This is a genomic window from Streptomyces sp. NPDC016851 (genome assembly GCF_055562795.1).
Window position 1 is genome coordinate 145,753 of the sequence record NZ_JBVHEP010000015.1, and the last position, 22,313, is coordinate 168,065.

A 22,313-nucleotide genomic window follows, 5' to 3' on the forward strand; every position below is an offset into this window, starting at 1 on the left:
CCTTGTTTCTCGAGCTCGGTTGTCTACGGCTCTACGAGCACGGCCACTCCGGCCGCGGGCAGCGTCAGGCGGTCCGCGGGAGTCGCCCCCTGGGTCAAGGCATCGGTCATCGGCTCGGGCAACTGGATGTCGGCTTCCTCCTGCCCGTGGTTCAGCAGGAAGAGGAACCGTCCGCCGTCGCCCTCGCGCACGGTCGCCTGGACGTGCTCGGGAAGCCCCGGCAGCACGGGCCCGGCGGACGCCGCACGGCACACGTCCTCCGTCAGCGCTCGCATGGCCTTGGGGGCGAGACGCGTCGCGACGTACCACGCGCTTCCCTCGCCGAACGAGTGCCGGGTGACGGCCGGCTGCCCGGCCAGGGGCCCGGAACCGAACTCGGCCACCACCTGGGCGCCTTCGGGTACGAGGGCCTCCGACCACAGGTCGGCGCGGCAGACCGTGCCGTCCGCGTGCCTGACGTCCACCGTCTCGTTCTCCGCGAGCGGCCAGAACTCCTCGACGCGCAGGCCCAGTACCTCGCGCAGGGGCGCGGGGTACCCGCCCAGGTGCACCCGGTCGCAGTCGTCGACGATGCCGGAGAAGAACGACACGAGCAGATGGCCGCCACCGCGCACGAACGCGGTGAGGCGTTCGGCATCCCGTTCCTTCAGCAGGTACAGGTTGGGCACGACGACGAGGCGGTAGCCTGACAGGTCGCGGTCGGGGGGTACGACGTCGCAGGCGACGCCGGCTTCGAACAGCGGCCGGTAGTGGGCGAGCGCGGTCTCCATCTGGTTGAGCGCGGTCGACGGGTGCGAGTCCAGCTCCAGCGCCCACCAGCTGTTCCAGTCCAGGACGAGGGCGACCTCGGCGGTGGACCGGGTGCCGGCGATCTCCGGTACCGATGCCAACTCGTGGCCCAGCTCGCTCACTTCACGGAAGATCCGGGTGCCGGTGCCGCCGTGCGGGACCATCGCCGAGTGGTACTTCTCGGCGCCGCCCCGGGACTGCCGCCACTGGAAGTACAGCACCGCGTCCGCGCCCTGGGCGACCGCCTGCCAGCTCCACAGCCGCATCCGCCCGGGCGGCTTGGGCCCGTTGCGGTCACGCCAGTTGACCGCGCTCGGGGCCTGCTCCATCAGCATCCACGGCTGCCCGGCGCGGGCGGACCGGGTGACGTCGAAGATGAACCCGGCCGCGATGTGGGTGCCGGCGTCGTGCGGGTCCTGGTAGACGTCGACCGACACGACGTCCTCCTCGGCGGCCCAGCGGAAGGCGTCGACGGGCTTGTGCACACCGATGAAGTTCGTCGTGACCGGCACGTCCGGGGTGATCCGCCGCAGCACCTCCTTCTCCGCGAGGTAGCACCGGAGCAGGGCGTCGTCGGAGAACCGGGCGAAGTCCAGCTGCTGGGCGGGGTTGGGGAAGGTCGGCGCGAGCCGGGGCGGCAGCACCTCGTCGAAACTGTCGTAGCGCTGCGCCCAGAAGGCCGTCGACCAGGCGTCGTTGAGCGCCTCGACGTCGCCGTACCGCTCGGCCAGCCAGCGCCGGAAGTCGGCGGCCGACTCCTCGCACCAGCACATCGGGGTGTGGCAGCCGTACTCGTTGCCGATGTGCCACATCTCCAGCGCCGGGTGGTCGGCGTACCGGGTGGCCAGCCGCTCGACCAGACGCGTGGCGTGTTCGCGGTAGACGGGGCTGGAGGGACAGTAGTGCTGGCGTCCACCGGGCCACATGCGCCGCCCGTCGGCGGTCTCGGGGAGGATGCCGGGGTGCAGCCGGGACAGCCACGGGGGCGGCGACGCCGTCATGGTGGCCAGGCACACGGCCACCCCCGCTCCGGCGAGGTGGTCCATGACCCGGTCGAACCAGCCGAAGTCGTACTCGCCGGGCCTCGGCTCCACCTTCGCCCAGGAGAAGATCCCGGCCGTCACCAGGGAGACGCCCGCCTCTTTCATCAGCGCCACGTCCTCGGCCCACACCTCCTCGGGCCACTGCTCGGGGTTGTAGTCGCCGCCGAAGGCGATCCCGGGCGGGCGCAGTCGCCGCCGGGCGTCGATCGCACTTGAGTCTGCCTGTCGCATGGCGGTCAGTCTCGGAGCGTCATCACCAGCCCGTCAAGATATATTCATTATTAATTGAAACAGTTATGCTGACTGGAGCATGCTGACTGGAGCAGTCGGAGCAGACTCGAGTGCAGGCGGTCGAGGGGAGAGGCGCGGAATGACGGAATGCCGCAGGATGGCGGGGCGCGTGGCGGTGATCACCGGCGCCGCGCACGGAATCGGCGCGGCCACGGCCCGCAGACTCGCCGACGAGGGCGCGACGGTCGTGGTGACGGACGTCGACGACACGGCCGGCAAGACGGTCGCGGCCGACATCGAGGCCGGGGGAGGGCCTGCGGAGTACGTGCGCTGCGACGTGACCTCGGCCGCCGACTGGGAGAACCTGGCCCGCCATGTCCAGGAACGGCACGGCCGGCTGGACGTGCTGCACAGCAACGCCTTCGCCCAGCTCAACAAGCCCGCCCACGAGATGGCCGAGGCCGAGTGGGACGGCCAGATGGCCGTGCTGCTCAAGCCGGCCTGGCGGGCGATGAAGACCTTCGCGGCCATGCTGCGCGAGGCTCGGGGCTCCGTGGTCCTCACCTCCTCGGTGCATGCGGTCATCGGCCTGCCCGGCCACGCCGCCTACGCCGCGGCGAAGGGCGCGCTGTGCTCGCTGGGGCGGCAGCTGGCCGTCGAGTACGGGCCGGACATCCGGGTCAACACGGTGCTGCCCGGACCCGTCCTCACCGCCGCGTGGGACGGGATCCCGGAAGCCGACCGGGCGCGCAGCGTGGCGGCCACGGCGGCCAAGCGGTTCGGGCAGCCGGAGGAGGTCGCCGCCGCCGTCGCCTTCCTGGCGTCGGCGGACGCCTCCTTCGTGACCGGAGCGAGCCTCGTGGTCGATGGAGGATGGAGCGTCATGAAGGAGTCCTCGTGAGCGCCGCGCACCGAGCGCGGCCGCGGCGCACAGGACCGGAGCGGAAACGGAGAACGTGGTGACCCATCCCGGTAAGGGGCTGCACGGCCAGGCCGTGGAGGAGCTGGGCCGGCGCATCATCCGCGGCGACTATCCCCCGGGCTCCGTGGTGGACCCGGTCAAGTTCGAGACGGAACTCGGCGTCAGCAAGACCGTCGTCCGCGAGGCGATGCGCGTACTGGCGTCCAAGGGCCTGCTCGAGTCGAAGCAGAAGCGCGGGACGACCATCCGGCCCCGCGCCGACTGGAACCTGCTCGACAGCGACCTGCTGCGCTGGCAGGGCAGCAGCGCGCCCACCGACGCCTTCCTGGAGGACCTCGCCGAGGTCCGCGCGATCGTCGAGCCCGCCGGAGCCCGGCTCGCCGCGGCCCGCCGCACCCCGTCCGACCTGGACGCGATGCGGCAGGCGCTCGACGCCATGGCGGCGGCGGGCACGGACGCGGACGCCATGGTCGAGGCGGACCTCGCCTTCCACCGCGCCCTGCTGGACGCCGCCCACAACGAACTGCTCAGCCGCATGGAGGTGGTCATCGAGGCCGGTCTGCGCGTCCGCGACCGGATCGTGCACGGCGCCCAGCACCACTCCGACTCCATACCCGTGCACCAGGAACTGCTGGACGCGGTCGCAGCGGGCGACCCGGACGCCGCCGTGGCCGCCGTCGAGTCCCTGCTGGCCCAGGCCTCCGACGACCTGGCGGCCGTCCGGGCGCGGGACGGCCAGGACGAAGCCCCCGACACGCAGCCGAAGGAAGCTCCTTGAAGATCACCGCACTTGAGACGTTCCTGGTGGCTCCGCGCTGGCTGTTCCTGCGCGTCGCCACCGACGAGGGCATCACCGGCTGGGGCGAGCCCGTGGTCGAGGGCCGTGCCGAGACGGTGCGCGCCGCGGTCCACGAATTGGCCGACCACCTCGTCGGCCGGGACCCGCTGCGCATCGAGGACCACTGGCAGGTGCTCACCAAGGGCGGCTTCTACCGCGGCGGCCCCATCCTCTCCAGCGCCGTCGCCGGCATCGACCAGGCCCTGTGGGACATCGCCGGCAAGACCTACGGCGTCCCGGTGCACCGCCTCCTCGGCGGCCCGGTACGCGACCGCGTCCGGATGTACGCCTGGATCGGCGGCGACCGCCCGAGCGACGTGGCGGAGCTGGCCCGGGAGCAGATGAAGGCCGGCTTCACGGCCGTGAAGATGAACGCCTCCGCCGAACTCGCCCCGATCGACACCCCGGCCCGCACCGCCGAGGTCGTCGAACGCGTCGCGGCCGTCCGCGAGGTGCTGGGCGACGAGCGGGACATCGCCGTCGACTTCCACGGCCGCGTCTCCACCGCCATGTCACGCCGCCTGCTGCCGCTGCTGGAACCCCTGCACCCGCTGTTCGTCGAGGAGCCCGTCCTTCCGGAACACTCGGGCCACCTGCGCAGCCTGGTGGAGTCCACGAGCATCCCGCTCGCCACCGGCGAACGCCTCTACTCCCGCTGGGACTTCCGCGAGGTCATGACCAGCGGCATCGCCGTCGCCCAGCCCGACCTCTCGCACGCCGGCGGCATCTCCGAGGTCCGCCGCATCGCGGCCATGGCCGAGACGTACGACGTCACCATGGCACCCCACTGCCCGCTCGGCCCGATCGCCCTCGCCGCCAGCCTGCAGATCGCCTTCTCCGTGCCGAACTTCCTCATCCAGGAACAGAGCATGGGCATCCACTACAACCGGCAGTGCGACCTGCTGGAGTACGTGATGGACCCCGAACCCTTCCGCTTCGAGGGCGGCTACGCCGTCCGCGGGTCCCGCCCCGGTCTCGGCGTCGACATCGACGAGAAGGCCGTCCGCCGTGCCGCCGAGGCCGGACACCGCTGGCGCAACCCCGTCTGGCGGGGAGCCGACGGGGCGTTCACCGAATGGTGAGCTCCCGCCCGGCCCCCTCGCACCTCACGCCCAAGGAGAGCCCCCTTCCATGAACCTGGTGGAATCGCTGCGCGCCCACCGCCTGCTGGCGATCGTGCGCGGCAAGGACCCCGCCGCGGCACTGCGCACCGTACGCACCCTCGCCGAGGAGGGCATCGCGGCAGTCGAGGTCTCACTGACCACCGCCGACGCCCTGACCGTCATCCGGCGGGCCCGCGCCGAACTCGGCCCCGACGCGCTCCTCGGCGCCGGAACCGTCCGCTCGGCCGCCGACGCCGGGCGAGCCGTGGACGCAGGCGCCTCGTACCTCGTCACCCCGGCGCTGGTCGACGGACTGGAGCCCTACGGCATACCCGTGCTGATGGGTGCCCTGACACCGACCGAGATCGAACTCGCCCTCGCCCGGGGCGCCGACGCGATCAAACTCTTCCCCGGCTCCCTCGGCGGCCCCGGCTATCTGCGGGCCCTGCGCGACCCGTTCCCCGAGGTGCCGTTCGTGCCCGTCGGCGGAGTGGACGCACAGGCCGCCCGCGACTATCTGGACCGGGGCGCCACCGCCGTCGGCGTCGGCTCACCGCTGGTCGGGGACGCGGCCGACGGCGGCGACCTGGACCGACTCCGCGCCCGCGCGGCCGTGTTCCGCGAGGTGGCCGCGGGGGAGACGCCGTGACGACACCGGACGGCACGACCCCGCCCGACGTGGTGACCTTCGGCGAGACGATGGCGGCGCTGCGGGCCCAGGGCGCCCTGCGTCTCGGCGGCAGTCTCGGTCTGTCCGTGGCCGGAGCCGAGTCCAACGTCGCCATCGGTCTGGCCCGGCTCGGACACCGCGTGCGCTGGGCCGGCCGGGTCGGTGCGGACGAACTCGGCGCGCTGGTCCTGCGCACGCTCCGCGCCGAGGGCATCGACACCGGCCACGCGGTCACCGACGACACCGGCCGCCCCACGGGCCTGCTCCTGACCGAACCCCGCCTGGGCACCCTCACCCGCGTCAGCTACTACCGCGCGGGATCCGCCGGTTCGGCCGTCTCACCGGCCGACGTCCTGCCCGCCCTGGCCCCCGGGTCCCGCGTCCTGCATCTGACCGGCATCACCCCGGCGCTCGGCCCGTCGGCGGCCGAGACCACCCTGGCCGCAGCCGCCGCAGCAGGTGAGTCCGGCATCACGGTGTGCTTCGACGTCAACCACCGCTCCCGGCTGTGGTCCGCCGATCGGGCGCGTACAGCCCTGCGGCCGATCTTGGCCCACGTCGACCTGCTCATCGCCTCCGAGGACGAACTGCCGCTGATGCTGGACCGGCCCGAGGCGGAAGAGCCGGAGGCCGTAGACACCCTCCTGTCCGCAGGTGTCCGCGAGGTGGTCGTCAAACGGGGCGGACGCGGCGCGACGAGCTTCACCGCCGACGGGGTGACCGACCGCGCCGCCCGGCGGGTCGACGCGGTCGATCTGGTCGGCGCGGGCGACGCCTTCGTCGCCGGATACCTGTCCGGGTTCCTGGACGGCGCGGACATTCCCGCCCGTCTGCACCGGGCCGTCACCACCGCCGCCTTCGCCGTCGCCACCCGCGGCGACTGGGAGGGCCTCCCGACGCGGGATGAGCTCGGCTTGTTCGACGAGCCCGACGGCACGACCATCCGCTGAGCCAGGAGACCGGACATGACATCAGCAGCAGCGCCGGCGACGGTCGTCGTGGACGGCGGGTACGAACTCGCCGAGGGCGGCCGCTGGGTCGACGGCCGGTATGTGTACGTCGATATCCTCAGCGGCCGGCTCTTCGAACTGCGCGACACCACGGGGCCGGTCCAACTCGCAGGGCTGGAGGTGCCGTTGGGGGCCGTCGCGCCGGTGGCGGACCGGCCGGGCACCTGGATCGCCGCCGCGGGCAGGGGCATCGCGCTGCTCTCCGCCGACGGCTCCTTGGACTGGCTGGACCGCCCGGAGGACCGCACCCCGCTCCCCAGCCGGATGAACGACGGCGTCGCCGACCCGGCCGGCCGCTTCTGGGCGGGCAGCATGGCCTACGACGGCACGCGCGGCGCCGGCTCGCTCTACCGGACGGACCCCGACGGCACGGTCGTACGCGTCCTCGACGGCCTGACCATCGCCAACGGCCCGGCCTTCACCGCCGACGGCACGACCATGTACCTCGCCGACACGGCCGCCGGCACGATCCTCCGCTGCCGGGTCGACCCCGTCTCGGGCGACCTCATCGGCGGTCCGGACACCTTCGCCCGCCTGAGCGAGGCCGAAGGAAGCCCCGACGGAATGACCGTCGACGAGGAGGGCTGTCTGTGGGCCGCGATGTGGGGCGCCGGAGCGGTCCGCCGGTACCACCCCGACGGCCGCCTGCTCCACAGCCTGACCGTGCCCGCGCCGCATCCCACGTCCGTATGCCTGCACCCCGGCGGCAACCGTCTCCTCGTCACCACGGCCAGGTACGGCGTCAAGAACCCGGACGCGACCTCCGGTGCGGTACTCAGTGTCCCCGTACCGGTCAAGGGAACGGCGGCGTGTTCCTGGCGGGGCTGAACACGGCATCCGCCACTACGCGGAGCCTGCCCCGGCTTCCGTGAACTGGTTGGTGTCGAAGAGCCGGTTGATGTGGCCGCCGAGTTCGGACCAGTGCCGGCCGGAGAGTTCGGCCGCGGCGTGGGCGTCGCCGCCGGCGCAGACGGTGATGAGTTCGTCGTGGTGCTCGATGGTGTTGCGGCCACCGAGGAGGGTGGAGAACTTCCGGTAGAGGATGCGGTGGATCTGCGGGTGGAGCTGCTCGACGATCCGGCTCAGGACGGGGTTGTCCGCCGCCGCGATGGGGACGGCGTGGAAACGGTCGTCGGCGGCCAGAGCGGCGTCGGTGTCGTTGGCGGCGACGGCCCGTTCGAAGTCCCGGTTGGCCTCGCGCATCCGTTGAAGGTCCTGCTCGGTCATGGCCGGTACGGCCGTCTCGACGGCGAGCTGGTCCAGGGAGCGCAGCACGGCGAGGGTCTTCTCGACGTCGCGGCGGTTGAGGGTGGTGATGCGTGTGTAGACGCCGGGTTTCGCCTCGACCAGGCCGATGTCCGCGAGCCGGGCGAGCGCCTCGCGCACCGGTGTGCGGCTGAGACCGAGGCGCTCGGCGAGTTCACCGTCCTTGACCTTTTCCCCGGGGGCGAGTTCTCCGCGCACGATGGAGTCGCGCAGGCGGTGAAAGACCTCGTCGCTGAGGAGGCGGCGGGAGACAGGACTGTCCAGTGACATATTGCGTACAGTACATCGCTCTAGGCGGCCTCTCCGGCCGTGGTCCCGCTTCTGACCCGGCGGACGAGTGCCTGGGCCAGGATCAGCGCCGGGTCGACGAGGGGAACGTCCACGGCGTCGGCGGGCAGGCCGAGGGGGATCTCGGTGCAGCCCGCGATCACCGCCTGGGCGCCCTGCTCGACCAGGCGCCGCGCGGCGCGCTCCAGGGTAGTGGCCGCGCCGTCCCGGTCACCGGCCTTCACCGCACGGATGCCGGCCATCACCTCACGGTCCTGGCTGCCGCCGTCGGGCAGCACGAGGCGGATCCCGAAGCGGTCCAGCCACTCCTGGTACAGGCCCGCGCGCAGGGTGCCGGTGGTGGCGAGCAGTCCGGCGGTGTGGATGCGCGGGCGCACGGTGGTGAGGTGCCGGGCCACTTCGCCGATCATGTGGACGATGGGCAGGCCGACGTGGTCGGCGATGCGCGGGACGAAGGCGTGCGCGGTGTTGCAGGGGATCGCGATGACGGTGGCGCCGGCCTCGCGCAGGACGCGGCTGCCGTCGAGGAGCCAGGGCGTGGGATCGGGGCCGTCGCCGAGCAGGGCGTCGGTGCGGTCGGGGATGGTGGGGTCCGACCAGATGACCGTACGGAGGTGGTCCTGGTCGCTGCTGCCCGGAGTCATCGACACCAGCTTGGCGTAGAAGTCGGCGGTGGCCGCCGGCCCCATGCCGCCCAGGATGCCGATGATCTCCGAGGTGGGGGTGGTCACTGGGCGGGTTCCTTCTCGAAGGACGGGGCGTCGGCCTCGGCCGGGCTGCCGGGGGCGTCAGGTCCGCCGCGTTTCGCCTCACGCCTCTTCTCGGAGCTGTCGACGACGGCGGCGGCGAGCGAATTGCCGATGACGTTCACGCCGGTGCGGGCCATGTCGACGATGAAGTCCACACCGAGGAGCAGGGCGATGCCCTCGGCGGGCAGCCCGACGGAGTTGCCGGCGGCGATGAGGACGACGATGGACGCGGAGGCGACACCGGCCATGCCCTTGGAGAGGATCACCAGCACGCCGACCATGAGGAGCAGGGCGGGCAGGGACGTGTCGGCCCCGTAGGCGTTGGCGAGGAAGACCAGGGCGGCGGCCTGGTAGAGGACGGAGCCGTCGGTGTTGAAGGAGTAGCCGAGGGGGACGACGAACGAGGTCGTCGAGCGGCTGAGGCCGAACGCCTCGAGCTTGCCCATCAGCGGTGCCAGGACGGACTCGGAGCTGCGGGTGACGAAGGCGATCCCGGCCAGCCCGGCGATCGACTTCATCAGCTCGACGTAGCGGATGCGGTAGAGCGCGGCGATGAGCGGGAACAGCACGCCGACGACGATGGCCAGGCCCGCGTAGACCACGGCGATGAAGCCCAGCAGGCTGCGGAGGTTGCCGAAGCCGTAGTGGGCGACGTCGTAGGAGATGAAGCCGAGCACGCCCAGCGGTGCGATGCGGATGACGTAGCCGACGACCTTGAACATCACCGCGGCGACGGACTCCAGGACGGAGGCGAAGGGCTCGGACTTCTCCCCGATCGCGGCCATGGCGACGCCGACGAGGAGGGCGAAGACGATCGCGCCGAGCAGGTTGCCCTCGCTGAACGCGGCGAAGATGTTCTTCGGTACGGCGTGCAGGAGCAGTTCGTGGAAGTCGATGCCCTGGCTCATGCCGTCCAGGTCCTTGGCGTCGGCCCCGTGGACGGGAGCGCCCTTGCCGATGCCCGTGAGCTTGGCCAGGCCCACCGCGATCAGCAGGATGACGGTGGTGACGATCTCGAAGTAGAGGATGGCCTTGCCGGCGATCCGGCCGACCTTCTTGACCGACTCCATGCGGGCGATGCCCAGCACGATGAGCGGGAAGACCAGCGGCAGGACCACGACCTGCACCAGGTTCAGGAACACCTCCCCGAGGATCTTCATCTGCTCGCCGGCCGTCGGAGCGAGGGTTCCGATCAGGGCGCCGAGGCCGACGGCGATGACCGACTGGACTCCGATCGGCATCCGCAGACAGCGCCGCCAGAAGCCCGAGGGCCGGGTCGCTGGAGTGTCCGTGCTGGTGGGGTGGGGGTGAACGCGACTCATGATGCTCCCGTCATGCAATATATTGCGTTCTGCGTGTTGGCCGGTAACACTGAGGGCGGAAGCGGCGGCCTGTCAAGGGGCCCGCAAGGACGAGGAGCATCGGATGACGCCGACCACACGCGGGGAACACGACCTGGTGGGGGACAAGGAGGTCCCGGCAGACGCCTACTACGGCGTGCACACGGCGCGGGCGGTGGAGAACTTCGCGATCACCGGGTCGACCATCGCGCAGTTCCCCGACCTGATCGCCTCACTGGCCGCCGTCAAGCAGGCGGCTGCCCGGGCCAACCGTGACCTGGGCCTGCTGCCGCCGGACATCGCCGGGGCGATCATCAGGGCCTGCGAGGAGATCGGCTTCGGCCGGCTGCACGAGCAGTTCGTCGTCGACCCCGTCCAGGGCGGCGCCGGCACCTCGACGAACATGAACGCCAACGAGGTCATCGCCAACCGGGCCCTGGAGATCCTCGGCCACCCCCGCGGCCGCTACGACGTGATCCACCCGCTCGATCACGTCAACCTCGGCCAGAGCACCAACGACGTCTACCCCACCGCCGTACGTCTGGCCCTGGTCGCCTCACTGCGCCGGCTCGGCGCCTCCCTGGGTGCGCTGGCCACGGTCTTCACCGCCAAGGCGACGGAGTTCGGCGACGTCCTGAAGATGGGCCGCACCCAGCTCCAGGACGCCGTTCCTATGACCCTCGGCCAGGAATTCACCACCTACGCCGTCATGATCGAGGAGGACCGCCAGCGCCTGAACGAGGCCGCCGCCCTCCTACTGGAGTCCAACCTCGGCGGCACCGCGATCGGCACCGGCATCAACGGCCATCCCCGCTACGCCGAACTCGCCTGCCGCCGCCTCGCCGACATCAGCGGCGAACTCGTCCGGCCCGCGGGCGACTTCATCGAAGCCACCCAGGACTGCGGCGCCTTCGTCCAGCTCTCCGGCGTCCTCAAGCGCGTCGCGGTGAAACTCTCCAAGACGTGCAACGACCTGCGCCTGATGTCCTCCGGCCCCACCGCCGGGCTCGGCGAGATCAACCTGCCGCCGGTGCAGGCCGGTTCGTCGATCATGCCCGGCAAGGTCAACCCGGTGATCCCCGAAGTCGTCAACCAGGTCGCGTTCGAGGTCATCGGCAACGACCTGACCGTCACCATGGCCGCCGAAGCCGGGCAGCTCCAGCTCAACGCCTTCGAACCGGTCATCGCCTACAGCCTGCTGCGCTCCCTGACCCATCTGCGCGCGGCCTGCGACACGCTCGCCACCCGCTGTGTCCCCGGCATCACCGCCAACCGCGAACACCTCCACGACACGGTCCACCGCTCCATCGGCCTGGTGACCGCGCTCGCCCCCCACATCGGCTACGCCGCCTCCACTGCGCTGGCCCGCGAGGCCCTCGCCACGGGACGCGGCATCAAGGAGCTGGCCACGGAGGCGGGTCTGCTCACGACGGAGCAACTGGACACGATCCTGCGCCCGGAGAACCTCACCGGCCGGGCGCCGCTGCCGGAGGCGCTGACCATGCCCTGAGGGAGGAACGGGACGCGGTGATCCGATCGTTAGAGTGGCCGGTATGAGTCCTGGCGCCCAGCATTCCGACGGTCCCGCCGCCCAGCCGCTGCGCAAGGACGCCGAGCGCAACCGGGAGCGGATCATCGCCGCCGCGCGCATCGTGTTCGCGCGGGACGGCCTGAGCGCCTCGATGGCGTCGGTGGCCCGTGAGGCGGGCGTGGGGATCGCGACCATGTTCCGCCGTTTTCCGACGAAGGAGGAGCTGGTCGACGCCGTCTTCTCCGACCGCATGGACGCTTACGCCGACGCGGTCACGGTCGCCCTGGAGGACCCCGACCCCTGGAACGGTTTCGTCGGTTACATCGAGGCGGCCTGTGCGATGCAGGCCGCCGACCACGGCTTCGCCGACGTCCTGACGATGACCTTCCCCACCGCCAAAGCCCTGGAGCAGCGCCGCGACGAGGCATACGAGGCCATGCTGCGCCTCATCGACCGCGCCAAGGCAGCCGGCCGGCTGCGCGAGGACTTCGACCCCTCCGACCTGGTACTGATCCACATGGCCAACGCGGGTGTCGTCAACGCCACGGGCGACGCCGCCCCGGATGCCTGGCGACGCGTGGTCGCCCTGATGATCCAGTCGTTGGAGGCCCCCGCCCGCGGCCCCCTGCCCGACCCGCCCGAGCACGACGCGCTCTACAAGGCGATGCTCCGCGCCGGCCCGGACGGCCCCACCGCGCCCGCCCCGGGCAAGCGCTGACGACCGGGCCGGGGCCCGCCCACCGCGTGACGGAGCCCGCCTCCTGAGTGGCGGCCCCCTGAGCGGCAGGAGCCCGCCCGGTTCTACGGTGCGACCGACATCGCCCGAGCCGGCCCGCTCTGCGGGGTGCCGTCGGCCGACGTGACCGTGGTGGCGGTGGTGCGGCCGTCCGGGGTGATCCGCAGGACGGGGATCGCCTTGTCCTGGGCGGCGCCGTCGTTGCCGAGGGCGATCCAGCCGCTCGCGCCCGGCAGAGGGCCCTCCTGCCGCAGCCGGGCCAGCGTCCGGTGCACGTCGGTGACCGTCGGATCCGGCACCGCGGGGGTCACCCGGACCGCCCGCACGGCGGTGAGCAGGGCGTCGTGCATCATGACGGCCCTGCCGTCCTCCAGGTCGCTGTGCGGGAACGTGCCGGTGAACCTGCCGTCGCGGAAGGGCGCGACGAGGTTCGCGTCGAACGCGTCCGGTGCCGAGTCCCACGCACCGGGATGGGCGAGACCGGTGTAGAGCAGGCCGATGCGGCCCTTGCCGAGCACATCGGACAGTTCCCGCACGTCGAAGCCGGCCGTGTGTCTGATCATCATGGTGTCGTCGCCCGACATCACGGTGATCCGGTGCTCCCGGCAGCGGCGCTCGGCGAGGACGGTCAGGAGCTGCGGCAGCGTGGTGCCGCGGCCGGCGAAGTAGACGACGTCGGGCTTCACCCGGCACACGTCCGCCAGCGCGGCGCGGAAGTCGGTCGGACCGGTCCGCGACGAGTCGAACAGGGTGGGTTCCGCGCGGACGAGCCGGCCGGGCCGTATCCGGAGGCGGAACTGCTGGGCGAGGGTGCTGGTGTACTGGTCCCCGGGCGCGACGTCCTGCACGAACAGGATCCGGGCGCGGGCGAGCGGCCCGGCCGACAGGTGCTGCACGGCGGCCGCCGCCTGATCGGCGTTGGTGGGCGCGACCCGCGCCAGCCCGGGAACGGCCGACCAGGAGTCGGCGGTGAGGACCGAACCGAACGCGGGCAGGCCACCGGCCGTCAACTCCTCCACCATGTCCTGGCTGGCGGCGGTGCTGCCGCCCAGTCCGAGGGCCGCCACGATCCGCTGGGCACGCCGGGCCCCGAGCACCTGCCCGACCGTGTGGTTGCGCTGCTCGGCGGAGCCCCCGGTCTGGCCGAACAGCAGCCGGACCGGGGCGCCTTCGCCCGCGCCGGCGAGTCTGCCGTTGGTCCTGAGCTGCGCGAAATGGGCGCCCTCCAGATCCCGCCGCACCGCCTCCATCGAGGCAGTGCCGTCGAACTCCTCGGTGAGGGGCGTCAGATACACCATCGACACGTACGGCCGGCCGCCCGGCTGCGCGGCGGCCGCCACGACCCGCCGGTTCTCGGCGGCGATCCGCTCCAGCACAGGGGCGACGGCCCGGCTCGACGAGCGGCGCAGCAACTCCGGCGACGCGTCAGCGGCCAGCAGACCGACGCATCGGCGCATGCGCCCCTCACCGATGGCGGTCATACCGTCCGCGCAGGGCAGGACCGCCGACGCCTCCGACCGTGACACATCACCCGGCAGGAACAGCGCGGTCAACGCCGTCAGCGCGGCGACCGCCGCCTTCCCGGGGCGCCGGCGCCGCACGGGCCGCGTGCTGCCGTCCTCGCCGTCGCTCTGCTCCGCCCTCGTCGCCAGACGCAGCACTTCCTCCAGGCCGGGCCGGCGGGCCGGGTCCTTGCTGAGACAGCGGGTCACCAGCCCGCGCAGCGCTCCGGGAAGACCGGTGAGGTCCGGCTCCTGGTGCACCACCGCGAAGGCCACCGCGATCGGCTCGAGTCCCGCCGCTTCCGGATCCTCGAAGGGACTGCGGCCCAGCGCGGCGAAGGCCAGCACGCCACCGAGCGCGAACACATCCGTCGCCGGGGAGACCGCCTGGGCCGAGATCAGCTGCTCCGGCGCCATGAAGGCCGGGGTGCCCACCAGCGCGCCGCTGCGGGTCAGCGCCCGGCTCTGCGCCAGGGAGCGGGCGATGCCGAAGTCGATGACCCGTACGCCGTCCTCGGCGAGCAGGACGTTCGCGGGCTTCAGATCCCGGTGCACGATGCCCTGCCGGTGGATGTCGCGCAGCGCCTCCGCGAGCTGTCCGGCCAGCCGGACGACGTCGGCCACGGGCAGCGGACCGCCGGACCGCACCCGGTCGTCCAGGGAGTCGCCGACGACGTACTGCGTCGCCAGCCACGGCGGATCCCCGTCCGGGTCGGCGTCCAGGACGGGCGCCGTGAACGCCCCGCTCACCTTGCGTGCCGCCGCCACCTCGCGCCGGAACCGGGCCCGGAAGTGCGGCTCGTCCGCGTACTCGGGCCGGATCACCTTCAGCGCCACGCGCCGCCCGGCGGCACTGCGCGCGAGGTACACCACCCCCATCCCGCCGGCACCGAGGCGCCGTTCCACGGTGAACTCCCCGATCCGCCGCACCGTGCCAACGTACCGGCGCCGGGAGCCCCGGGTTTCCGCCTTCCGGGCGGAGGACCTCCCTCACCACCCCTGTGGGTGACGTGCCGCGCGGACGCTGACGCGCGGTGCGAGGCGCCGACCGGGTTTCCGGATCGGCGCCTCGCGTGCAGAACAGGGGTTACTTCGCCGCCATCGGCGTGACGGCGAGCCGGTCGATCACCGGTGCGTACGGGGACCGCTGGTCGTACTGGTTGTAGGTGTCGCCGTTGAAGTCGGGGAGTTCCTCGGCGGTGAAGGTCAGCCGGTTCGTGCCCTTCTTCAGGGTGACCGGGACGGTCAGGTCCCAGAAGTTGTTGAAGTGGAACGTGGTCGGGAACAGCACCCGGCGGGCCGGTCCGCCGTTGACGGAGAGGTCGGCGTGGCGGGCGATCGGGTCGGGGTTGTAGTGGGTGGCGGGTGCCTGCTCGGCGTTGGAGTAGCGGATGGTCAGCGCGTGCCGCCCGGCCCTGGCGGCCACGACGTCGACGGTGAGGGCGTTGCCCTTGCCGTCGCCGATGTCCGTGACGGCCTTGCCGTTCGCGGCGAACGGGTAGGCGCCGGTGACCTTCGCCGCGCCGGTGAGCGTGCCGTTCTCGGCTTGGTAGACGGTGGGCACGAGGGTGCCCTTCGACGGGGCGACCCGCAGCCGGTCGAGGACCAGCTCGCCCGCCGTACCGGTGACAGTGATCTTGTTGATGCCGCCGGACAGGAACAGCCGGACCGTGTCCGTGCCCTTCCCGGTTCCGCCGGCCAGGGGCAGGTCGAGCTTCTCGCCGTTGAGGGCCAGGCTCGCCCGGCCGCCGCCCAAGTGGTCGACCGACACGGTCGATTCACCGTCGGCGGGGGAGTGGACCCAGAACGTCGCGGAGGCGCCCTTCGGCAGCTTCACGGCACCGGGACCGGAGGCGCCGGCGTGGGTGTAGCCCGGCCGGGTTCCGGAGAGGGTGGCGTACTCGGCCTCGTAGATCGCCGGGGCGGTCACCTTCTCGTCGCGCAGGGACAGGTCGATCTTGTCGATGATCGCGTCACCCTTCGTGACCCCGAGGTCGGGGTCCTGCGCGGCCAGCGTGATCCGGTGCTTGCCCGCCGTCAGCTTCACCGTCGTGTCGGTGTGGCCCCACACCACCCACTTGTAGCCCAGCGGCAGCCGCAGTTCCTGCGGCTCCTTGCCGTCGACCCGCAGGAAGACGTTGGTCGGGCCCTGCTCCTTCACCAGGTCGTACAGGTTGTAGGAGTTGGCGAAGACGCTCAGGTCGTACGTGCCGTCCTGCGGGACCTCGACGTCGAAGGCGAGGACCCCGTCGGAGCCGGTGCGCAGTCCGCCCACGTTGTAGGCGCCCGACGTGGCGAACTTGCCGACGTCGGAGGGCGTGCCCTCGGGGCCGTTCTTGGAGTAACCCTTGCCGGTGTAGGTGGCGTTCTCCGCCTCGTACGTCTTGCGCCAGCTGACCGAAGGCGCGGCCGGCTTGGCGCCGTTGCCGCCGGGGGAGAGGATGACCTGGTAGGCGGACATCTCGTTCATGCCGGTCATCGGCAGCGTCACCGAGCCGTCCGCGCCGACCGTCAGCTCCTGGTCCGCGAGCCGCGCCGGCTGGGCGGAGTCGCCGACCTGGCCGGTCCAGGGGATCTCCTGGACGGTTGCGCGCACGCTCTTCCCGAACAGCTTCGGGTCGATGTGGTCGAAGACGATGTCGGCGTCGCCGCTCTTGCCGCCGAAGAGGGCCCGGGACTGCCTCTTGTCCTTGTCGAGGGTCGCCACGCCCTGGAGGGTGTACTGCTGGTTGGGGTGCGGGGCGGTCACCTCGACCGTGTGGCCGGACATCTGCCCGTAGGCGTTGAACAGCCACCACTGGCCGTTGCCCTTGTTGGCCTCCACGGCCGAGTCGTTGAGGTTGCCGTCGATGTTCCAGTACGCCAGGTCGGCGTCGATCTTCGACTCCTCGATGGCGGAGACCCACTGGACGACCTGGCCGGGCACGGACAGGTGGTAGTTGTGCCCGTACTCGTTGACGTTGATCGGCAACGGGCCGACGCCGACGTCCTTCTCCATCTGCCGGTACTTCGCCACGCTGGTGCGGACCGCTGCGGGTGACGACAGCTCGTGCCAGGTCATCACGTCCGGCACCACGTCGTTGGCCTTGGCGTACTGCAGGAAGCCCTTGACCTGGTTGTAGAGGACGCTGGTGTTGGGGCCGGCGATGCGGGCGTCCGGGTCGAGGCCCTTGATGAGGTGGTAGACCTCCTTCCAGGCCGCGAAGTAGTGCTGCGGGTCGTTCAGCCAGGAGACCTTGTTGTAGCTCCACTCGCCGGTCCCGAACATGTTGCCTTCGGGCTCGTTGAAGGGCACGTAGACGACGTTGTCCTTGTACTCGCCCATGGTCAGGACCTGCTGGACCTGCTTCTTGATCTTCGCCTTGAAGTCCGCGAGCCGCTCGGGGCCGCTGGCGCCCGGCCACTGGTACGGGAAGCCGCGGTAGATGTCGGTCATGTAGACGTAGACGTCCTTGCCGCCCGAGTCCACGAACGGCGGCAGCATCTCCAGCGCGTCCGCTCCCGGGTGCTGCGGACCGTCCTGCGCCTTCGTCGACACCGTGCGCAGGTGCATGCCCTCGATGAGGTTGCGGCTCGGCACGCCGTCGCCGTACACGCCGTACAGCGAGCCGGCGGCGCCGCCGTGGAAGGCGCCGGTGTCGGTGGCGAGGTCGATGACGAGCCGTTCCCGCTCCACGGCCCCGGCGGTGCCCGCGGACGGGCCGGCCAGGAGCGTGGCGAGGGCGGCCGTCGCGACGGCTCCGGCCACAGTCGTTCTACTTCGTCGCACTGAGGTCTCCGTGGGTTCCGTACTGCTCGGACGTGACTGCTCGGACGCTGAAGGAGTCGAACCGGTTCGACGCATCGCCAGACCGCCGCTCGGTCGAACCGGTTCGCAGGAAGCTAGCACCGGCGAAATCCCCCAGCAATACCTCTGCCGCAGACCAAGAAGTGCTGCGCGGACTGTTGACAGCCGCCCGGACAGTTCCTAGCTTCACTTCACGCGAACCGGTTCGACACTCGCCGGTTCGAGAGCCCACGCAAGGAGTCGCCCGTGAACATCGGTGAGATCGCCCGGCGGGCCGGTGTCTCGCGGAGCACCGTGTCGTACGCGCTGAGCGGCAAACGTCCGGTGTCGGACGAGACCCGCCGCAAGATCCAGGACGTCATCGACGAACTGGGCTACCGGCCCAACGCCAGTGCACGCGCCCTGGCCAACGGCCGGACCAGCACGATCGGCCTGGTCTTCCCGCCCGCCGGGAACCACTACACCGGCATGCAGCTGGACTTCATCGGCAGTGTCGTCGAAGCCGCCGCGGCCCACGACTACGACGTGCTGCTGTCCCCGAGCGGCGTGGACAGCGACCGCTCGTTCCAGCGGCTGCTCGGGGAGCGGCGGGTCGACGGCGCGATCCTGATGGAGATCCGGCTGGAGGACGACCGGGTCGACCACCTGGCCGCCCTGGACTTCCCGGCCGTCGCCATCGGCCGCACCGCGCACCCGGAGAGAGGCTGGTGGGTGGGCCTGGACCACACCGCACTGGCGGCGGCCTGCGTGCACCACCTCGCGGACCTCGGTCATCGCCGGGTCGCCTTCGTCAACCGGCCGGAGCAGCTCCTGCGGGCGGGGTACGAGTCCGCGCACCGGGGGCTGGACGGCTTCACCAAGGCGGCGGCCGAGCGCGGGCTGACGGTGCGGACGTACTGCTGCGGGGACGACGCCGCGTCCGGCCAGGCCTGCCTGGAACAGATCCTGCACGACGATCCGGCGACGACAGCCCTGGTCACGCTGAACGAAGCCGCCCTGGGTGGCCTCTACCGAGGGCTCTCCCAGGCCGGCCGTCACGTGCCGCGGGACTTCTCCGTCACCGGAGTCGTCGCCGGCCGGTGGGCGGAGACGGTGACACCGCAGCTCACCGCGGCGGACGTACCGGCCGAGGAGATGGGCCGCCGCGCCGTCGACCTGCTCATCGAACGGCTCGACCACCCCGGCGCGCCGCCTCGCCACCACCTTCTCGCACCGCCCATCTCACTGCGGGCGAGCACCGGTCCCGCCGGCGGTACGCCCCCCGCCTGACCCCCGGTCCCTCCTCGCACTCTCCTCACTTCACCCGGCACGACGCCGCCCTTCGGCGTACCCGCACACCCCTCCTCACTCCGCCCACCGCACCCGTATGCCAAGAACGAAGGACCCGCCATGCACAGCTCCTCCAGACGGCGCCTCGCGGCCGTGGCCCTGTCGACCGTCGTCGCCGTCGTCGGCACCGCCTGTTCCTCCGGCGCGGGCAGCACCGACGCCAAGGACGCCGACAGCGGCACCTACACGATCTGGGACCCGTACCCGCAGTTCGCCAAGGGCTCGGCCTGGACGAAGCTGCTCGACAAGTGCGGCACCCAGGCCGGCGTGAAGGTCCAGCGGACCGGCTTCGACACCAGCGACCTGGCCAACAAGACGCTGCTCGCGGCCCAGCAGGGCAACTCCCCGGACGTCCTGATCGTCGACAACCCGGTCGTCTCGACCCTGGCCGAGGCGGGCGTGCTCACCACGACCGACGAGAACAAGCTGGACACCTCCAAGGTGAACCCCAACCTGCTCGCGGCCGGCCAGTCGGGCGGCAAGACGTACGGCACGCCCATCGGCGCCAACACCCTCGCCCTCTACTACAACAAGGAGGTGCTGAAGGAGGCCGGGGTGGACATCGCCTCGGTCAAGGACTGGAAGTCGCTGACGGCGGCGCTGCAGAAGGTCAAGAAGGCGGGCAAGAAGGGCATCACCTTCTCGGCGATCGGCACCGAGGAGGGCAGCTTCCAGTTCCTGCCCTGGTTCTGGGGCGCGGGCGCCGAACTGACCGGACTCGACTCCGCGCAGGCCGTGTCCGCACTGTCACTGTGGAAGGACTGGCTGAAGCAGGGCTACGCCCCCAACTCGGTCATCAACAACACCCAGACGACCAGCTGGCAGGAGTTCGCCGGCGGCGACTACGCCTTCGCCGAGAACGGCACCTGGCAGCTCGCAGGCGCCGAGAAGGCCGGCTTCGACTACGGAGTCCTGCCGATCCCGGGCTCCGATGGGGGCCCCGCCGCCGCCCCGACCGGCGGCGAGTTCGTCACCCTCCCGGTCCAGGAGGACACCGGCCGGTACACCACCTCGCAGAAGCTGGCGGCCTGCCTGACCAACACCCAGAACCTGTACGACACCGACACCACCCTGTCCTACGTGGCCCCCACCGGTGAGGTCCAGGACAAGCAGGTGGCGGCCAACCCCGCGCTGAAGCCCTGGGTCGACGCGGTCAAGTCGGCCAAGGGACGCACCAGCGGCGACCTCGGCACCAAGTACCCCAAGATCTCGGAGCAGTTGTGGAAGGCGGTCCAGTCCGCCCTCAGCGGGTCCAAGTCGCCGAAGGACGCGCTGACGTCGGCGCAGGCCGCGGTCAAGTGACATGGGCCCGATGAAGCAGACGGCACACCCGCCGGACCACCGGCCCGTGCGCACCCCGACCGGGCCGGCGGTGGCCTCCGACCCGCCATCGGCCCGTCCCGGGACGCGGCGCCGTCCGACCTCCCAGCAATGGGCCGCCTGGGCGTTCCTCACCCCGGTGACCCTCTACCTCGTCCTCTTCTACGCCTATCCGCTCTACCGCAACCTCGACCTGAGCCTGCGCGACTACACGGTCCGCTCCTTCGTCCAGGGCAACGCGCCCTTCACGGGCCTGGAGAACTACAGCAAGGTCCTCGACGACCCGACCTTCGCCCCGGCCCTGCTCCACACCGTGGTGTTCACGGCCGTGTGCCTGGTCTTCCAGTACGCCATCGGCCTGGCCCTCGCGGTCTTCTTCCACCAGAATTTCCGGCTGTCGGCGACGTTGCGGGCCCTGTTCCTGGTGCCCTGGCTGCTGCCGCTGATCGTGTCGGCCTCCACCTGGTCGTGGATGCTCAACAGCGACTCCGGCATCGTCAACGCCCTGCTGAGCACCGTCGGCGTCGGCCCGGTGAACTGGCTGACCTCGCCGTCCTGGTCACTGACCTCGGTGATCATCGCCAACATCTGGATCGGCGTCCCCTTCAACCTGGTCGTGCTGCACAGCGGCCTCCAGTCCATCCCCGCCAGCCTGTACGAGGCGGCGGCACTGGACGGGGCGAACGCCTGGCACCGCTTCTGGCGCATCACCTTCCCGCTGCTGCGCCCGGTGTCCGCGATCACCCTGCTCCTGGGCCTCGTCTACACACTCAAGGTCTTCGACATCATCTGGATCATGACCAAGGGCGGCCCGGCGGATTCGTCCACCACCTTCGCCACCTGGTCCTACCAGCTCGGCTTCGGCAACCTCCTGCCCGCCTTCGGCCCCGGAGCGGCCGTCGGCAACCTGCTCGTCGTCGCCGCTGTGGTGTTCGGCCTCGTCTACATCCGGGTCCAGCGAAAGCAGGCGCTGTCATGAAACGAAGCACCGGCCGTTCATGGTGGAAGACGGGCATCGGTCTGCTGCTGACCGGGGTCATGCTCTTCCCCGTCTACTGGATGCTCAACGTCTCCCTCACCCGCGACCAGGACATGCGCAAGAGCCCGCCGGACCTGCTGCCGCTGAACGGCACCCTGTCCGGCTACCGCACCGTCCTGGACGAGCAGTTGCCCTACCTCGCGACCAGCCTGGTCATCGGCCTGGGCACGGTCGTCCTGACCGTGGCGCTGGCCGCCCCCGCCGGCTACGCCCTGGCCAAACTGCGCCCGCGCGGCGGCGGTCTGCTCGGCTTCCTCCTCCTGGTCGCCCAGATGATCCCCGGCATCATCATGGCGATGGGCTTCTACGCGATCTACCTCGAGCTCGGCCTGCTCCGGTCCGTGCCCGGCCTGATCGTCGCCGACTCCACCCTGGCCGTCCCGTTCGCGGTGCTCATCTTCACGGCGTTCATGTCCGGCATCCCCGGCGAACTGCTCCAGGCCGCGACGATGGACGGCGCCGGGCCCCTGACCACCTTCCGGTCCATCGTCCTGCCGATGAGCCGCAACGCCGTCGTCACGGTGTCCCTGTTCGCGTTCCTGTGGTCGTGGTCCGACTTCGTCTTCGCCGGCACCCTCGTCAACGGCGGCGCCCACGAGCCGATCACCCTCGGCATCTACCACTACATCGGCAACAACAACCAGGAGTGGAACGCCATCATGGCGACGGCCGTCGTGGCCTCGCTGCCCGCCGCGGTGATCCTCGTCCTGGCCCAGCGCTACGTCGCCGCAGGCGTGACGGCCGGTGCCGTCAAGGACTGACCTCCCCGCGAACCTCCCGCGGACCTTCCCCTCCGCCGACGATCCCTGCTCGAGAAACG

18 protein-coding genes are annotated in these 22,313 nt (G+C 71.3%); 12 read left to right on the forward strand and 6 right to left on the reverse strand.

Features of this window, described 5'->3' with window-relative positions; all coding sequences use genetic code 11:
- Positions 1-23: 23 nt before the first annotated feature.
- Positions 24-2,063: a beta-galactosidase gene (locus ACZ3I3_RS24060; protein ID WP_467368239.1), complete on the reverse strand. Its 2,040-nt coding sequence runs from the start codon at positions 2,061-2,063 to the stop codon at positions 24-26.
- 139 nt (positions 2,064-2,202) lie between these two features.
- Between ACZ3I3_RS24060 and ACZ3I3_RS24065 the strand changes: the two genes are divergently transcribed.
- From ACZ3I3_RS24065 to ACZ3I3_RS24090, 6 genes are read left to right on the forward strand one after another with little or no spacing between them, the layout of a single operon-like run.
- Positions 2,203-2,964 carry an SDR family NAD(P)-dependent oxidoreductase gene (locus tag ACZ3I3_RS24065; RefSeq protein WP_467368241.1) on the forward strand — a complete coding sequence of 254 codons (762 nt, stop codon included), beginning with the start codon at positions 2,203-2,205 and terminating at the stop codon, positions 2,962-2,964.
- Between the two features lie 55 nt (positions 2,965-3,019).
- Entirely contained in the window at positions 3,020-3,763 is a 744-nt protein-coding gene (locus ACZ3I3_RS24070) for a FadR/GntR family transcriptional regulator (protein ID WP_467368243.1), read from the forward strand.
- A complete protein-coding gene (dgoD, locus tag ACZ3I3_RS24075; RefSeq protein WP_467368245.1) occupies positions 3,760-4,905 on the forward strand; it encodes a galactonate dehydratase in 1,146 nt (381 codons plus the stop codon). Before ACZ3I3_RS24070 ends, dgoD begins: the two co-directional genes overlap by 4 nt.
- A gap of 49 nt (positions 4,906-4,954) precedes the next feature.
- Entirely contained in the window at positions 4,955-5,575 is a 621-nt protein-coding gene (locus tag ACZ3I3_RS24080; protein WP_467368247.1) for a bifunctional 4-hydroxy-2-oxoglutarate aldolase/2-dehydro-3-deoxy-phosphogluconate aldolase, read from the forward strand.
- On the forward strand, positions 5,572-6,546 hold the full coding sequence (locus tag ACZ3I3_RS24085) for a sugar kinase (RefSeq protein ID WP_467368249.1): 975 nt from the start codon (positions 5,572-5,574) through the stop codon (positions 6,544-6,546). The genes ACZ3I3_RS24080 and ACZ3I3_RS24085 overlap by 4 nt, the downstream gene beginning before the upstream one ends.
- Positions 6,547-6,561: 15 nt before the next feature.
- On the forward strand, positions 6,562-7,434 hold the full coding sequence (locus ACZ3I3_RS24090) for an SMP-30/gluconolactonase/LRE family protein (protein ID WP_467368251.1): 873 nt from the start codon (positions 6,562-6,564) through the stop codon (positions 7,432-7,434).
- A gap of 15 nt (positions 7,435-7,449) precedes the next feature.
- On the opposite strand, the gene ACZ3I3_RS24095 is transcribed toward ACZ3I3_RS24090, so the two are convergent.
- The 3 genes from ACZ3I3_RS24095 to ACZ3I3_RS24105 are packed head-to-tail and all read right to left on the reverse strand — an operon-like array spanning position 7,450 to position 10,231.
- Complete coding sequence (locus ACZ3I3_RS24095) at positions 7,450-8,142, reverse strand: GntR family transcriptional regulator (protein WP_467368253.1); 693 nt, start codon at positions 8,140-8,142, stop codon at positions 7,450-7,452.
- 20 nt (positions 8,143-8,162) lie between these two features.
- Positions 8,163-8,891 carry a cysteate racemase gene (gene cuyB / locus ACZ3I3_RS24100; RefSeq protein WP_467368255.1) on the reverse strand — a complete coding sequence of 243 codons (729 nt, stop codon included), beginning with the start codon at positions 8,889-8,891 and terminating at the stop codon, positions 8,163-8,165.
- The gene (locus ACZ3I3_RS24105; RefSeq protein WP_467368256.1) at positions 8,888-10,231 is read right to left on the reverse strand and encodes a dicarboxylate/amino acid:cation symporter; all 1,344 of its coding nucleotides are present in this window, start codon (positions 10,229-10,231) and stop codon (positions 8,888-8,890) included. Before ACZ3I3_RS24105 ends, cuyB begins: the two co-directional genes overlap by 4 nt.
- A 103-nt stretch (positions 10,232-10,334) precedes the next feature.
- On the opposite strand from ACZ3I3_RS24105, the gene ACZ3I3_RS24110 reads away from it, so the two are divergent.
- Together ACZ3I3_RS24110 and ACZ3I3_RS24115 are read left to right on the forward strand one after the other, a co-directional pair.
- Positions 10,335-11,759, forward strand: a complete 1,425-nt coding sequence (locus tag ACZ3I3_RS24110) for an aspartate ammonia-lyase (RefSeq protein ID WP_467368258.1) — start codon at positions 10,335-10,337, stop codon at positions 11,757-11,759.
- Positions 11,760-11,802: 43 nt separating this feature from the next.
- Positions 11,803-12,498, forward strand: coding sequence for a TetR/AcrR family transcriptional regulator (locus ACZ3I3_RS24115; RefSeq protein WP_467368260.1), 696 nt, complete (start codon positions 11,803-11,805; stop codon positions 12,496-12,498).
- An 83-nt stretch (positions 12,499-12,581) separates the two neighbouring features.
- Here ACZ3I3_RS24115 and ACZ3I3_RS24120 read toward each other — a convergent pair whose 3' ends face one another.
- Both ACZ3I3_RS24120 and ACZ3I3_RS24125 read right to left on the reverse strand, forming a co-directional pair.
- Positions 12,582-14,948 (reverse strand): bifunctional serine/threonine-protein kinase/ABC transporter substrate-binding protein, encoded by a 2,367-nt coding sequence (locus ACZ3I3_RS24120; RefSeq protein ID WP_467368262.1) that lies wholly within the window; start codon positions 14,946-14,948, stop codon positions 12,582-12,584.
- Between the two features lie 157 nt (positions 14,949-15,105).
- On the reverse strand, positions 15,106-17,787 hold the full coding sequence (locus ACZ3I3_RS24125; RefSeq protein WP_467368264.1) for a cellulosome protein: 2,682 nt from the start codon (positions 17,785-17,787) through the stop codon (positions 15,106-15,108).
- A gap of 264 nt (positions 17,788-18,051) precedes the next feature.
- Between ACZ3I3_RS24125 and ACZ3I3_RS24130 the strand changes: the two genes are divergently transcribed.
- From ACZ3I3_RS24130 to ACZ3I3_RS24145, 4 genes are all read left to right on the forward strand, one after another.
- Positions 18,052-19,074, forward strand: coding sequence for a LacI family DNA-binding transcriptional regulator (locus tag ACZ3I3_RS24130; protein ID WP_467368266.1), 1,023 nt, complete (start codon positions 18,052-18,054; stop codon positions 19,072-19,074).
- Positions 19,075-19,194: 120 nt separating this feature from the next.
- Entirely contained in the window at positions 19,195-20,436 is a 1,242-nt protein-coding gene (locus ACZ3I3_RS24135) for a sugar ABC transporter substrate-binding protein (RefSeq protein ID WP_467368268.1), read from the forward strand.
- A gap of 10 nt (positions 20,437-20,446) precedes the next feature.
- Positions 20,447-21,433: a carbohydrate ABC transporter permease gene (locus tag ACZ3I3_RS24140; RefSeq protein ID WP_467368270.1), complete on the forward strand. Its 987-nt coding sequence runs from the start codon at positions 20,447-20,449 to the stop codon at positions 21,431-21,433.
- The gene (locus ACZ3I3_RS24145) at positions 21,430-22,254 is read left to right on the forward strand and encodes a carbohydrate ABC transporter permease (protein ID WP_467368272.1); all 825 of its coding nucleotides are present in this window, start codon (positions 21,430-21,432) and stop codon (positions 22,252-22,254) included. Before ACZ3I3_RS24140 ends, ACZ3I3_RS24145 begins: the two co-directional genes overlap by 4 nt.
- Positions 22,255-22,313 lie beyond the last annotated feature (59 nt).